The following is a 14,916-nucleotide window of genomic DNA, read 5'->3' as shown; positions in this document are numbered from 1 at the left end:
AGAGCAAATCATGAACAAGACACTAATAATAATACAGCGCGAGTTTATCAACCGCGTGAGCAAAAAATCATTCATCCTGCTCACCATACTCATGCCCTTTGTCTTTGCGGCACTGATATTTGTGCCCCTGATGCTGTCGACGATAAAGAGCGGCGAGCAGAAACAGGTGGCAGTGATAGACCATACCGGCAAATATGCCAAACTGTTCAAGGACGACGAGTCGTACCGCTTTGTGCCCACGCCCATGATGTTGGGCGAGTTTAAGTCGGACACCACCGCCTTTGCCGCCGTGATAGAGATAAAGGCCGACCTGCTGGAGCATCCCGAGGCAGCCACAATCTACTCGCGCAAGGAAGTGCCGCAGGGTCTCTCGCGCATTGTGAACAACACGCTCGACGAGCAGATACGCCACGACAAACTCGTGAAATACAACATCCCGCAGCTCAAGCAGATAATGGACGACTTCGACAAGAGCTACGACATAAGAACCGTTAAATGGACCGACGACGGCTCAGAGCAGGAGTCGAGCGCCGAACTGGCAATGCTGGCAGGCATGGTGCTCACGTTCCTCATATATATGTTTGTGATGTCTTACGGCGGAATGGTGATGCAGAGCGTAATGGAAGAAAAGACCAACCGCATAGTGGAGCTTATGGTGTCGTCGGTGCGCCCGTTCCAGCTCATGATAGGCAAGATTATTGGCATCGGCCTTGTGGGCATACTGCAGCTTGCCATCTGGGGAATAATGATAACCGTGATAATGAGCGTTGCAGGAGTAGGCTTCGGCCTGTCTAATCCCGACATGATGGCCACAAGCATGGCTGCCACTCCCGACATGGCTTCAGACGATATGGCCGCCTTCATGTCGGCCTTAGCCGGACTTAACCTGCCCATGCTCGGCCTGGTGTTCGTTCTCAACTTCATAGGCGGCTATCTGCTTTACGCCTCTATATTCGCCGCCGTAGGTGCTTCGGTCAACCAGTCGGAAGACTCGCAGCAGTTTATGACGCCCATCGTCATAGTGCTTGTCTTTGCCCTTTATGCCGCAATGTACAGCGCCGACAATCCTGACGGACCTCTGGCCGTGTGGTGTTCGTTCATACCGTTCACCTCGCCTATAGTGTCAATGGTAAGACTGCCGCTCGGTGCTCCTGTATGGCATATAGTACTTTCGCTCGTTGTGCTCTACGCGTCGGCCCTGGCCCTGATATGGATGGCAGGCAAGATTTACAGAGTAGGCATACTTATGTACGGCAAGAAGCCGTCGATAGGCGAGATGATAAAGTGGATGAGATACAAATAAGCGCCACGGTAAGCACATACCGATGCGCAGAAAAGCATAATCAGATATAGACAAAATGTCGTCAGGCAGCATGTGCCCGGCGACATTTTTGGTTAAATAGCCCGGCGTCATGCAATAAAAGATAAATATGCTCGTTATAAATAAGGTAAAAAAGCAATACAGACAAGATAATGATAGAATACGTAAGAGGCGAACTGGCAGAACTTAGCCCGGCTTATGCCGTGATAGACACGGGCGGCGTGGGCTATGGACTGAACATTTCGCTAAACACATATACTGCCATTCAAGGCAAGAAGGAAGTAAAGTTGCACGTATATGAGAGCATACGCGAAGACGCGTATGTGCTTTTCGGCTTTGCCGCACGCGAGGAGCGCGACATGTTCCTGCTGCTCATATCTGTGTCGGGCGTAGGAGCCAACACGGCCCGAATGATTCTCTCCGAGCTTTCGCCGGCAGAACTGTGCGGCGTCATATCGTCGGGCAACGAGCGCGTGCTCAAAACCGTGAAAGGAATAGGTCTGCGTACGGCACAGCGCATAATAGTAGACCTGAAAGACAAGATAGCATCTCTGGGCATAACGGGCGAAGTGCCGCAGGAGACAGCACAGCAGGCTGACATGGTTAACAAGGAAGTGAAGGACGAGGCTGTAGGCGCGCTCACAATGCTCGGCTTTGCACCTGCACCGTCGGCCAAGGTTGTCGTGGCAATATTGAAGGAGCAGCCCGAACTGCCGGTTGAGCAGGTGGTTAAGCTGGCCTTGAAGCAGATAAAGTAAAGTGCTGGATATAGCGATAAACGGATAATTTAAGAATAACTCAAAAAGCGAAGAATGGTTTTGTATTGTTGGCACGTGTGGCCGAACCGGCCTTTCTGATTGCCGGCCATTCTTCATCATTAACTTTGATATGCGTATAAAAAGGGTGATTTATGGGCTTTTGCTGATAATGCTTGCCGTGAGTGCGGCCAGCTACGGATTGGCTTTGCCCTACACTCAGGACGACCGCACACGGCAGAACAACCGCCAGCAGAGTGCGCGCGGCAATGTGGCTCAGGCCGATACGGCCAAGCGCACGGCAGTGGCCATGCCCGAAGTGATAATAGAGGACGACTCTATACCCGACTCGCTGCTGCATCCGCGCTGGAAGATACAGCGCATTGTGCCGATCACTCAGGACGATCTCGACCGCGGCATGGCCGACCTGTCTATGCCCGGAAACATTTCGCAGGAGGTTGTCTATAACGACACGCTCAACCGCTACTACATAGGTTCAAAGATGGGCGAGGGATATCTTTCGGCACCGATAGCCATGACGCCTGAGGAGTATCGCGCGTGGAGCGAGAAAAAGGAGTTCGACCGCTTCTTCCGTTCAAAGAATGACGAGATAGTAAAGGAGCAGGGCAAGGAGAAATTCTCGTTCACCGACATGCACTTCGACCTCGGACCGGCTGAAAAGATATTCGGTCCCGGCGGCGTGAGGATAAAGACGCAGGGTACGGCCGAACTGAAGTTTGGAGCCACGCTCAAGAACATAGACAACCCTTCGCTGCCTATCAGAAACCGTAAGACCACGACGATGGACTTCGACGAGAAGATAAACCTGAGCGTGAACGGTAAGGTGGGCGACAAGGTGAACATGAACCTCAACTACAACACCGACGCTACCTTCGACTTCGACTCGCAGAACATGAAGCTGAAATATGAAGGCAAGGAAGACGAGATAATAAAGCTGGTTGAGGGCGGTAACGTGTCGTTCCCGAGCAACTCGTCGCTCGTCAATGGAGCCACCTCGCTCTTTGGTATCAGAACCGACCTGCAGTTTGGCAAGCTGTCGCTGCAGACCGTAATTTCACAGAAGAAGTCGTCGTCAAAGAGCGTGTCGTCGCAGGGTGGTGTGCAGCTTACGCCGTTCGAGATCGATGCTGCCGACTATGAGGAAAACCGCCACTTCTTCCTTTCGCAATATTTCCGCGACAAGTATGACGCAGCCATGCAGAAGTTGCCTAACATAACCACAGGTATAACCATCAACCGCGTGGAGATATGGGTGACCAACAAGACGGGTACGACATCAAACTCGCGCAACATCGTGGCTCTGACCGACCTTGGAGAGAACACCAAGGTGAGCAACTCCATGTGGGGACTGACAGGGCAGAATGTGCCGGGAAACAATGCCAACAGCGAATATTCGACAATGGTGAACAGCTATGCTGCTGCACGTGATATTAACCAGACCTCTTCCGTACTCGATGCTATTCCGGGCTTCGTGGGTGGTGTTGACTATGAGAAACTGGAGAGTGCACGCCTGCTTAACAGTTCTGAATATACCGTCAACACATCGCTGGGATACATCTCGCTGAAGTCGACGCTGCAGACCGACCAGGTGCTGGCCATTGCTTACGAATATACTTATGGCGGCGTTACATATCAGGTGGGAGAGTTTGCTTCCGACATACAGGACGTCAACCAGGCCTTGTTCGTAAAATCACTCAAGAACACGAGCAACAACCCGCAGCAGGGCAACTGGGACCTGATGATGAAGAACGTTTATTATCTTGCTTCGTCTGTTGAGAAAGACAAGTTCCGTCTTGACGTCAAGTTCCAGAGCGACACCACGGGCGTCTACCTGTCTTATATCCCCGAACAGCAGGTGAAGGACCAGACCATCATAAAGCTTCTCGGTGCCGACCGACTCGACAATAACAACAAGGCAAACAGCAACGGATATTTCGACTATGTTGAAGGCTATACCATAAGCAACGGACGCGTGTTCTTCCCTGAGGCAGAGCCGTTCGGCGACTATATGTATAAGGCTCTTACAGCCAAGGGCGTGGCTCCGGATGTGGCTGCAAAATATAGCTTTACAGAGCTTTACGACTCAACAAAGACTGTGGCAAAGCAGATAGCCGAGAAAGACAAGTATCAGCTTGTAGGACAGTTCCGCGGAACACTTGCCAACGTAATATCGCTCGGTGCATACAATGTGCCGCAGGGATCCGTAGTTGTTACGGCCGGAGGTGTTACGCTTACCGAAGGTTCTGACTATACCGTTGACTATTCGTCAGGCGAGGTGACAATCCTTAATCAGAGCATCATTGACGCCGGCACGGCCATTAATGTGTCGCTCGAGAGCAACACCGACTATGCCCAGGAGCGCAAGACCATGCTCGGACTCAACTGGCAATACGACTTCTCGAAGGACTTCCAGATAAGCGGTACGATACAGCACTTGTCGGAACAGGCGCTCACCACGAAGGTTACGATGGGTTCTGAACCTTTGAACAACACCCTATGGGGCTTCAACATCAACTGGAAGAAAGAGAGCCAGTGGCTGACGAATATGCTCGACAAGCTGCCTTTCCTTCACTGTACGCAGCCCTCTGTGATATCATTCACCGGAGAGTTTGCTCAGCTCATAGCAGGTCAGGCAAGCGGAGTGCAGGACAATGCGTCGTATATCGACGACTTTGAGAACACCAAAAACACTATTGACGTCTCATCGCCTACATCGTGGGTGCTTTCGAGCGTGCCTTCCATGTTCCCTGAGCAGTCGGACAAGACGACGCTTTCCAGCGGATACAACCGTGCGCTGCTGGCATGGTATAACATCGACCCGCTGTTCACGCGCCGCAGTTCATCGCTCACTCCGGCTCACATCAAGGGCGACCTTGAGCAGCTAAGCAACTATTACGTGCGTGAGGTGTATGTAAAGGAACTTTTCCCTAACCGCGACAACAACAGCTACAGCGGCGCAACAGCCACCTTGCCTATACTCAACCTCGCATATTATCCTTCTGAGCGCGGTCCTTACAACTTTAATCCAAACCTCAACTATGACGGAACGCTGCAGAATCCTACGCAGCACTGGGGCGGTATGATGCGTAAGCTCGACACAAGCGACTTTGAGACTGCCAACATTGAGTATATCGAGTTCTGGCTGCTCGACCCGTTCATCTATTCTAATGAACAGAGCGATGCCAACCAATATGGCGGCGACTTCTACATCAACCTCGGAGAAGTGAGCGAAGACATCTTGCGCGACGGTAAGAAATTTTATGAGAGCGGCATGTCTGTCGACGGTTCAGGCAGCTACACCACCACACAGTGGGGTAAGATACCTACGCAGGCCACCGTTACTTACGCCTTTGCAACCACAACCGGTTCAAGAGCCTTGCAGGATGTAGGTTACAACGGACTTACCGACGCAGAGGAAAGAGAGTTCGGACCATATCAGGAGTTCCTCACAGCCATTCAGGGTAAGGTGTCAGCGGCACAGCTCGACTCTATTATGAACGACCCCGCCAACGACGACTACCATTACTTCCGCGGATCAGACTTCGACCAGATAGAGGCGTCTATCCTGCAGAGATATAAGAGGATAAACAATCCTCAGGGCAACTCGCCTGACAGCGACAGCCGTACAGAAAGCTATGACACGTCTTACAAGACGACGCCTGACGTTGAGGATATCAACCAGGACTACACGCTGAACGAATATGAAAAGTATTATCAGTACAAGATAAGCATCCGCCCCGAAGACCTCGTGGTGGGACGAAACTTCATTGTCGACAAGCGCGAGACATCGCCCACGCTGCGTAACGGCAAGCCAGGACATGCCACATGGTATCAGTTCAGAATACCTCTGAGCGAGTATGAGGAGCGTGTAGGCTCGATAAACGATTTCACATCAGTGCGCTTCATGCGTATGTTCCTTACAAACTTCCAGAAGCCTATCGTGCTGCGTTTCGCCACGTTCGACCTTGTAAGAGGTGAATGGCGCGTCTACGACCAGTCGCTCAACACCGGAGCAAATGAAACCGGAAGCATGTCGGTAAGTGCGGTGAGCATTGAGGAAAACAGCGACAAGACGCCTGTCAACTATGTGCTGCCTCCGGGCATACAGCGCGGACAAGACCCCACACAGCCGCAGCTTACTGAAGACAACGAACAGGCTCTCAACATAGTGATAGAGAACATGTCGACAAATGAGTCGAAGGCCGTATACAAGAACACCACGCTCGACATACGCCAGTATAAGCGCCTGCAGATGTTTGTGCATGCCAATGCCTTTGAGCAGAATACAACCAATCTGACAGACAATCAGCTTGCCGTGTTTGTCCGTCTTGGAAGCGACTATAAGAACAACTACTACGAGTATGAGATACCCCTGAAACTTACTGCTCCGGGTGAATACAACAGATATAGCCTGGCTGACTGTAAGCTCGTATGGCCGGAGGAGAATATGCTCGACATACCGCTGAGCGTGTTCACATCACTGAAGAAAGAACGCAACAAGGCACGCGGACTCGGACTTGCATCATACAACACCGTGTATTCGGCCTATGATGAAGACAAGCCTAACAACAAGGTGAGCATCATGGGTAATCCTACCCTTGGCGAGGTTAAGGTCATGATGATAGGTGTGCGCAACCTTTCGGGCGAGATGAAGTCAGGAGAGGTGTGGGTCAACGAGCTCCGTCTGAAGGAATATAACAACGAAGGCGGATGGGCAGCACAGGGAGCGCTCAATGTTCAGTTGTCGGATGTTGGAACTATAAACGCTACAGGAAAAATAGTTACCGACGGATTCGGCGGACTTGAAGACGGCGTAGCCGAGCGTTCGCAGGACGACTATAAGACTTACAGCTTCACGGCAAACGTCGAGCTGGGCAAGTTCTTCCCCGACAAGGCCAAGGTTACGGCTCCGCTTTATTACTCTATAACGCAGGAAGAAACACGTCCGAAGTATAATCCGCTTGATACGGATATGCTCCTTGAAGATGCTCTCGAGGCAACTGCCAACGAGCATGAGCGCGACTCTATAGAGAGCATTGCCGTGACGAAGACCACAAACACCAACTTCTCATTGTCGAATGTGCGTGTCGGAATACAGACCAAGCGTCACCCCATGCCGTACGACCCGGCTAACTTCTCGTTCTCTTACAGCCACAGCCACCGCCACACGAGCGGCGAGACAACCGTCTATGAGAACGAAGACAACTGGCGCGGAGCCATCAACTACAGCTACACTCCTGTCTACAAGACCTTCGAGCCGTTCAAGAAGATGATAAAGAGCAAGAGCAAGTGGTATGACATCGTGAAGAACTTTGGTCTTAACTGGCTGCCGCAGAACATAACGTTCGACACGGAAATGCTGCGCAACTATTATGAACTTCAGGAGCGCGACATGGAAAGCACCGACGGCAATCAGCTGCCGCTGACCTTCAGTGAGCAGTTCTTGTGGAACCGTGAGTTCTCGATACGCTGGGACTTGACCAAGAATCTCCACATGAACTTCAACAGTGCCACACATGCCGAGATAGAAGAGCCTTATACTCCGATAAACAAAGACCTCTATCCCGACCAGTATGCGGCATGGAAAGACTCTGTGTGGACAAGTATAAAGGACTTTGGACGCCCGCTTGACTATAACCAGACGTTCAACATGTCGTATCAGTTGCCGCTGAATCTTATTCCGATATTCGACTGGATCAACTCTGATGCCAACTATAATGCAACTTACAGCTGGACCCGCGGAACCGACCTTGAGGACGGAACGTCGCTGGGTAACGAGATATCTACAAACCGCACGTTCAACCTTAACGGAACGTTCAATCTTGAAAGGCTTTACAACCATGTGCCGTTCCTGAAGAAGGCCAACGACAGATTCAACAAGAGTTCGAGAACGTCGCGCACGTCTCAGCTGAAGAGACGCAACCAGCTGAAGCAGGCAAAGAACTCGGCCAACAACAAGACGTCGAAGGCCGACGACAAGAATGGCAGAAACGGCGGTAAGGACGGAAAGGACGCCGACAAGGAAAAAAGCTTGCTGCCGAAGAACAAGCGCAGCTTTGAAAAGGAGATTGTGCTTAATCCTGACACCACGCTGATAGTGTCTCACGGCAAGAACAGCAAGAGACTCATGGTGACGGCCAAGACAAAGGACGGCAAGGCCTTCAGGCTGAAGTATAAGGCTGTAGACAACAACCGCATAAAGATAACGTCGAAGGTTGACAGCACGACGACGCTGAAGCTCACCGTTACACCGAAGGCTCCGCTGGACGAGAACGTCTGGTATAAGACAGCCCAGTGTGTGGCACGCGGACTGATGCTCGTGCGCAACGTTAGCTTCTCTTACCGCAATCAGTACAGCATGTATCTGCCGGGCTTCATGCCCAACGTTGGCGACGTGTTCGGTCAGCGCAGCGGCGGAACAATGGCTCCGGGTCTCGACTTTGCGTTCGGCTTTGTTGACGACAGCTACATCGAGAAGAGTGCCGAGCGCGGCTGGCTGCTCATGAACGACAGCGTGGCCACGCCTGCCACGACAAGTCTGACTGAAGACCTGCAGCTCAGAATGACACTCGAACCGGTGAAGAACCTGAAGATAGACCTCAACGCAAGCCGCACCGAAACCAAGTCGAAGAGCATACAATATATGTACTCCGGCTCGCCGACCACACAGAGCGGAACGCTCACCATGACCACGATAAGTCTTGGCAGCGCTTTTGAGGGAATGGGCGACGCCACAAACGGCTATCATTCGGCTACATTCGAGAAGTTCTGCAACTCGCTAGAGTCGTTCCGAAGCCGTGTCGAGGCACAGTACACCAATGCCGAATATCCAGCCGGAAGCTCGCTTGCCGGACAGAAGTTCGACCCTGCCAACGGATCAGTCAGCAAGTACAGCGCCGACGTAATGATACCGGCTTTCCTTTCGGCCTATACGAGCATGGGCGGCAACTCGCTGAACATATTCCCCGCACTGTCGCGCCTGCTGCCTAACTGGACGGTGAAATATAGCGGACTGTCACAGTTGCCGTGGTTCCGCGACGTGTTCAAGAGCTTCAACATCAACCATGCCTACAAGAGCATCTATGCCATCGGCTCATACAGCTCTTACAGCACGTTTATGGAATATATGAACGGTCTGGGCTTCGTCAGCGACGTGTCAACCGGCAACCCCGTGCCGAGCAGCATGTATAACATCAGCACCGTGAGCATCAACGAGGCCTTCTCGCCGCTGCTCGGAATAGACATGACCTTCAACAACAACCTTACCTGCAAGCTGGAGTACCGCACAACGAGAGTGCTCAGCCTCAGTATGACAAGTATACAGATCAACGAGGCCACCAGTCACGACTGGGTTGTGGGCATGGGTTACAAGATAAACAACTTCAAACTGTTTGGCGGACGCCGCCGTCGCAAGGTGAAGAGCAGCCGCAGCAACGACGAAAACAACAACAATTCAACGTCGAACAGCTCGCGCAGCACCGGATTCAACACCGACCTCAACTTGCGTCTCGACCTGTCTTACCGCAAGCAGGCGTCCATCTGCCGCGACATAGCCTCGATGACAAGCTCTGCCAGCAGCGGCAACTCGGCGTTCAAGCTGTCGTTCTCGGCTGACTACACGCTGTCGCGCCTGCTCACAATGAGCTTCTATTACGACCGCCAGACCAACACGCCGTTGCTTTCGAGCAGCAGCTATCCTACCACCACTCAGGACTTTGGCCTGAGTCTGAAGTTCTCGCTTACGCGATAAAGACATACGTCAAGGCGCACACATCCCTACGGAACAAAGCCTATGCCATGCGGCATGGCCCCTCGGGATATGTGCGCCTTGGCGTTTTTATGTACAGCCTGTTAAAGTTAACCCCCAATCCGTTATTATGATTAGGTCTGTATTTTTGCTTTATATTGAACAGCTTTTTGTTGGATCTTTTGCAGGCATAGCGGGCTATGTCAAGAAAAAGCGAACAAAAAGACGCCAATAGAAACAAAAAGGCAGGCTGAAAGCATGAACACACAAAATTGATAAAGCTATGTGCGGCCTAATGACGGATTTGGGTTAGATGTTGTCGAGAGCCTGACTCAGGTCGTCTATAAGGTCGTCGGCATTCTCTATGCCTACCGACAGGCGTATCGTGTCAGGCCCAATGCCCTGGCTCATCTGCTCTTCGGGCGTGAGCTGAGAGTGAGTTGTGCTGGCAGGATGTATCACGAGCGACTTTGCGTCGGCCACGTTTGCCAGCAGAGAGAATATCTTGAGGCTGTCTATAAACCTGAAAGCCTCCTGCCTGCCGCCCTTGATGTTGAACGTGAAGATAGAGCCTGCGCCCCTGTCGTAGTATTTTTTGTAGATGTCATGCCCCTTGTGCGACGGCAGCGAGGGGTGGCTCACGCTTACAACCTTGCTGTGGACGTCGAGGAAATTTACTATCTTCAGCGTGTTCTCGATGTGCCTTTCAACGCGCAGCGACAGCGTCTCCAGACCCTGCAGCAGCATGAAGGCGTTAAATGGACTTATGGCTGCCCCCGTGTCGCGCAGCAGCGTTGCCCTTATGCGTGTTATGTATGCCGCCCGTCCGACTGCCTCGGTGAACACCAGTCCGTGATATCCGGTATCGGGACGCGTAAGCTGTTCAAACTTTTGTCCGGCATTCCAGTCAAAGTTTCCGCCGTCTACAATCACTCCTCCTAACGAAGTGCCGTGCCCGCCGATGAACTTCGTGGCCGAGTGCACCACGATGTCGGCGCCGTGCTCTATCGGCCTTATTATATAAGGTGTGCCGAAAGTGTTGTCCACAATCAGCGGCAGACTGTGCCTGTGGGCAATGTCGGCTATGGCCCTTATGTCCGCCACGTCAGAGTTGGGGTTGCCCAGCGTCTCAATAATCACAGCCTTGGTGTTGTCTCTTATGGCGCTTTCAATGGCGTCGAGGTCGTATATGTCTACAAAGGTTACGCTTATGCCATAGTCAGTCAACGTGTGAGCGAGCAGATTATATGTTCCCCCGTATATGTTTTTCTCCGCCACGATGTGGTCGCCCTGCCTTGCCAGGTTCATTATGGCATACGTTATGGCCGCCGCCCCCGATGCCACTGCCAGTGCGCCCATGCCGCCTTCGAGCGCTGCCATGCGTGTCTCGAGCGCCTCCTGCGTGGGGTTGGTCAGCCGGCTGTATATGTTGCCCTGCTGTTTCAGGCTGAAGCGCGCCTCGGCGTCGGCAGCGTTGTCAAACACGTATGCCGCCGTCTGATATATGGGCACGACCCTTGCTCCCGTGACAGCGTCGGCATGTTCCTGTCCGGCATGCAGCTGCAGCGTCTCAAATCTCAGTTTTCCGTCATTCTTGCTCATGTCGTTTGTCTTGTTAGGGTTATACGTTATCCTTAATGTTGTTTTCGTCCTGCAAAGTTATAAAGTATGGATTATTCTGCCAATATGTGTCTATAATTTAGAAAATATCACTATATTTGCCTTTGTATTTAGAAAAATAATATTTGCAAATGCCGCTTTCGGCATCTAAAAAGAAAAATATTCTATGGCAGCAACAGACAAACTCGACAAGGTAGACCTACAGATATTGCAGGCACTGCAGGATAACGCCCGGCTCACAACACGCGAACTGGCGTCGCGTGTCAGTCTTTCGTCCACCCCGGTGTTCGAGCGCCTTAAGCGTCTTGAGCGCGAAGGCTATATAATGAAATATGTGGCCGTGCTCAACGCCGACAAGCTCAACCGCGGCTTCGTGGTGTTCTGCAAGGTAAAGCTGACGCGCCTCAACAGCGATGTGGCAGCCATGTTTGCCGGCGTGGTCAGGTCGCTGACGCAGGTTACTGAGTGCTACAACATCTCTGGCGGATACGACTATCTGCTCAAGGTGAACGTTACCGACATGAAGAGTTACAGGGATTTCATCCTCAATGTGCTCGGCCGTCTCGACTATCTGTCGTCTATCGAGAGCGTCTTTGTCATGGACGAGATAAAGCACGACTATGGTCTGTCGCTCATTTAGCGTCCTGCATCTTACAGTCTGTAAGCATCCAGACGCCTTGCAGTACTATTGTGCCGTTTTGTTTGCGTGCGTCGTGCCGGCAGGGTGGGGCGCATGCCGTTCAGTTGCTATGTTTTTGCCTTGTAAAAGGTGACCTTTCGCAGTGTGAAAGATGCCCTTTTGCATCCTGAAAGGATAGCTTTTAGTTTATAACCAAATGCTTGTTGTTTTCTTTTGATTATAGAACTATTTATGGGATTTTCGTGATAGATACAAGCAAATGTAGATATTTTACTTACTGTTTTTATCTGCTCGTGCCTCTCCGGGTGTGTCTGTCGGGTGCTTTTCTGCCTGTCTGGACAGCCGTTTAGGTGGTTCTGCTTTCAATTCGTAACTAACGTTTTGTGTAATAAAGTGCTAATCTTCGAGCTTATTGTAAATATAAGCCATGATATACACCTGTTGGCTGTGTGTTTTAGTGCCGTTGTGATATAAAACACCGCATTTTTCGTATTGATTGGTCTAAAATTCTTTAAAACGCATTATTATTGCTCTAATTATTTTGAAGTTTGCCGTTGAAACACTATCTTTGCACAAAACAAGGCGATTTGTGCAGTTAATGACAGTCCGTGAGTCTGTTCATGCCCGCAAAATCAGTCTATATACTCAAATCTTATTCGCTATGGAATCAATACAAAATTTTGACGACATTGTCAGCCGTCAGTGTTCTGTTACTAACTGAAAGCGTGTGGCAGTAGTCTGCCCGGCCGACTCTCACACTGAATATGTAGTAGGACGATGTCTTAAGGAAGGAATTGCCGACTTCTTGTTGGTGTGTGCAGGTGAGTGTAAACCCGAGTTCGAGCGTCTCCGCTCGATGTATGAGGGACATGTAGAGGTGTATCTGGAGCCTACTCCCGACGATGCGGCCTATAAGGCTGTGGATCTTGTCAGGGAGGGTCAGGCTGCCGTGCTCATGAAGGGCACGCTCAACACCGATAACCTTTTACGCGCCATTCTTAATAAAGAGCACGGACTGCTTGAGCCTGGCAGAGTATTGAGCCATATAACTATTGCCCAGATACCGAGCTACCGCAAGCTTATCGTGTTCTCAGACGCAGCAGTGGTTCCGCGTCCTACTCTCGATCAGTTTGACGCCATACTGCGTTACACCGTCAGCGCAAGCCGCCACATGGGCGTAAGCCGTCCTAACGTGGCTCTTATCAACTGCACAGAGAAGGTGAACGAGAAGTTCCCTCACACAATCTGCTACGAAGAACTGAAGAAGCGTGCAGAGGCAGGCGAGTACGGCGACGTGTGTCTGGGAGGCCCGATGGATGTCAAGACGGCATGCGATGCCGACAGCGGAAGCATCAAGGGCATAACTTCGCCCGTTGTGGGCAATGCCGACGTGCTGATATTCCCCAATATCGAGTCGGGCAACGTCTTCTATAAGACAATCACATTGTTTGCAAAAGCCGAGACGGCAGGCATACTCTGCGGTACAACAGTGCCCGTTGTTGTTGCTTCACGTGCCGACTCGTGCGAGTCAAAATATTACAGTCTGGCTCTTGCCTGCACAGGCATACTTGGCTGACGCGCCCTCAGGGCAAAAACATTTCCATGTGAGCGTGGCTGCCTCTGGCGGCCATGCCATAGATAATTGTTCTTTAACTTATCATTTATACAATTTGTCTTGAATGAAAATTTTTGTAATAAACCCTGGCTCTACGTCAACTAAACTTGCTGTTTATGAAGACGAAAAGTCTGTATGGATGACCGGTGCACACCATCCGGTGAGCGAGCTTGCCGCATTCCATCATATCAGTGACCAATACGAATATCGTCGTGATTTCATCCTCAAGTGTCTTGAGGAGGCCGGCATCGAGCTGAAGTTCGACGCCGTTATCGGACGCGGCGGACTGCTGAAGCCTCTTAAGGGAGGCGTTTATGCCGTCAACGACAAGATGAAGCACGACCTCATACATGCTCAGATGGAGCATGCCTGCAACCTCGGAGCGCTCATTGCAGACGAGATTGCCGTGCGCTGCTCTTGTCCGGCATATATAGCCGACCCGGTAGTTGTCGACGAGCTTTGTCCCGAAGCACGCTTCACGGGCATTCCCGGCATGGAGCGCAAGTCGGTGTTCCACGCCCTCAACCAGAAGGCTGTTGCGAGAAGATACGCCGCTTCGATAGGCCGCAAGTATGAAGACCTTAACCTCATCGTCGTGCATCTTGGCGGAGGAATCTCTATTGGTGCGCACCGCAAGGGCAAGGTGATCGACGTAAACAACGCCCTCGACGGCGAAGGACCTTTCTCAACAGAGCGTGCGGGCACGCTTCCGGCAGGCCAGCTCGTTGCGATGTGCTTCAGCGGAGAATACACACAGAAGCAGATCAAGCAGATGATAAGCGGCCGCGGAGGTCTCACGGCTTATCTCGGCACCAACGACATGATAACAATCTCGCGCAATGTGGAGGAAGGCGACGAGCACGCCAAGAAAGTTGTAGACGCCATGCTCTACACCATCGCCAAGCAGATAGGCGCCATGCATGTGGCCCTTGTAGGAAAGGTGGACGCCATAATCTTTACCGGCGGCATTGCCTACGACACTTATTGCACCGACAGACTGAAGGCACAGGTAGAATATATAGCTCCTGTGGTTATCTGTCCGGGCGAGGACGAGATGGGCTCTCTTGCCTACAACGCCCTCGGAGCACTCAGGGGAACGCTGCCGCTGCTCGAGTACACGGGCGAGGATCTGTAACAGAATTTTACTTATTAGCATATACGCAGCACCGCACTTTGTGTGGTGCTGCGTAGCTTAAT

6 protein-coding genes and 1 pseudogene are annotated in these 14,916 nt (G+C 51.6%); 6 read left to right on the top strand and 1 reads right to left on the bottom strand.

Annotated features, from left to right (window positions below):
- Positions 1–10: 10 nt before the first annotated feature.
- The 3 genes from ACU52_RS04810 to sov all read left to right on the top strand — a co-directional run bounded on the left by ACU52_RS04810 (position 11) and on the right by sov (position 9,847).
- Positions 11–1,303, top strand: coding sequence for an ABC transporter permease (locus ACU52_RS04810; RefSeq protein WP_053397952.1), 1,293 nt, complete (start codon positions 11–13; stop codon positions 1,301–1,303).
- A gap of 170 nt (positions 1,304–1,473) precedes the next feature.
- On the top strand, positions 1,474–2,079 hold the full coding sequence (gene ruvA, locus ACU52_RS04805; protein ID WP_021855697.1) for a Holliday junction branch migration protein RuvA: 606 nt from the start codon (positions 1,474–1,476) through the stop codon (positions 2,077–2,079).
- A 169-nt stretch (positions 2,080–2,248) separates the two neighbouring features.
- A complete protein-coding gene (gene sov, locus ACU52_RS04800; protein ID WP_455570154.1) occupies positions 2,249–9,847 on the top strand; it encodes a T9SS outer membrane translocon Sov/SprA in 7,599 nt (2,532 codons plus the stop codon).
- Between the two features lie 306 nt (positions 9,848–10,153).
- Here sov and ACU52_RS04795 read toward each other — a convergent pair whose 3' ends face one another.
- Complete coding sequence (locus ACU52_RS04795; protein ID WP_082335167.1) at positions 10,154–11,446, bottom strand: O-acetylhomoserine aminocarboxypropyltransferase/cysteine synthase family protein; 1,293 nt, start codon at positions 11,444–11,446, stop codon at positions 10,154–10,156.
- Between the two features lie 184 nt (positions 11,447–11,630).
- Between ACU52_RS04795 and ACU52_RS04790 the strand changes: the two genes are divergently transcribed.
- The 3 genes and pseudogenes from ACU52_RS04790 to buk all read left to right on the top strand — a co-directional run bounded on the left by ACU52_RS04790 (position 11,631) and on the right by buk (position 14,854).
- A complete protein-coding gene (locus ACU52_RS04790; protein WP_021855694.1) occupies positions 11,631–12,104 on the top strand; it encodes an Lrp/AsnC family transcriptional regulator in 474 nt (157 codons plus the stop codon).
- Positions 12,105–12,765: 661 nt separating this feature from the next.
- A pseudogene (locus tag ACU52_RS04785) lies at positions 12,766–13,680 on the top strand (phosphate acyltransferase).
- A 103-nt stretch (positions 13,681–13,783) separates the two neighbouring features.
- Positions 13,784–14,854 (top strand): butyrate kinase, encoded by a 1,071-nt coding sequence (gene buk / locus ACU52_RS04780; RefSeq protein WP_053397949.1) that lies wholly within the window; start codon positions 13,784–13,786, stop codon positions 14,852–14,854.
- Positions 14,855–14,916 lie beyond the last annotated feature (62 nt).

Origin of the sequence: Xylanibacter rarus, assembly GCF_001275135.1 — a bacterium.
Classification (GTDB): domain Bacteria; phylum Bacteroidota; class Bacteroidia; order Bacteroidales; family Bacteroidaceae; genus Prevotella; species Prevotella rara.
This window is presented reverse-complemented; position numbering and strand designations above follow the sequence as displayed.

Bases quoted from the DNA above. Each gene is read 5' to 3' on its own strand.
- ACU52_RS04810 (WP_053397952.1), top strand. From the start codon at position 11: ATGAACAAGACACTAATAATAATACAGCGCGAGTTTATCAACCGCGTG.
- ruvA (WP_021855697.1), top strand. From the start codon at position 1,474: ATGATAGAATACGTAAGAGGCGAACTGGCAGAACTTAGCCCGGCTTAT.
- sov (WP_455570154.1), top strand. From the start codon at position 2,249: ATGCTTGCCGTGAGTGCGGCCAGCTACGGATTGGCTTTGCCCTACACT.
- ACU52_RS04795 (WP_082335167.1), bottom strand. From the start codon at position 11,446: ATGAGCAAGAATGACGGAAAACTGAGATTTGAGACGCTGCAGCTGCAT.
- ACU52_RS04790 (WP_021855694.1), top strand. From the start codon at position 11,631: ATGGCAGCAACAGACAAACTCGACAAGGTAGACCTACAGATATTGCAG.
- buk (WP_053397949.1), top strand. From the start codon at position 13,784: ATGAAAATTTTTGTAATAAACCCTGGCTCTACGTCAACTAAACTTGCT.